1 protein-coding gene is annotated in these 219 nt (G+C 58.0%); it reads left to right on the forward strand.

Annotated elements, in window-relative coordinates; genetic code table 11:
* Positions 1 to 195: hypothetical protein (locus tag QJT78_RS52850; protein ID WP_281461016.1), on the forward strand; the 195-nt coding region annotated here is incomplete at its 5' end.
* Positions 196 to 219 lie beyond the last annotated feature (24 nt).

Consider the following 219-nt stretch of genomic DNA (forward strand, 5'->3'; position numbering starts at 1 on the left):
GCTCACCAAGGCGGGCCTGCTGAGCGCAAAGCGATGATCGACCGCGATCATGATCTTTCTATCGTGCGCCAGGCGAAGGTCCTGAAGCTGGCTCGCAGCACGGTCTACTATCCCCGCGGGTCACTTCAAATTCCTCCGGGTGTGGTCAGTCAAATTCCTCCACCCGCGAGGCAGGACAAGGGACTGTTAGTTTGAGTTTGTTTCCCGGGCAAGAGCTTC

This window comes from Bradyrhizobium sp. Mp27 (assembly GCF_029953005.1).
Classification (GTDB): Bacteria; Pseudomonadota; Alphaproteobacteria; order Rhizobiales; family Xanthobacteraceae; genus Bradyrhizobium; species Bradyrhizobium barranii.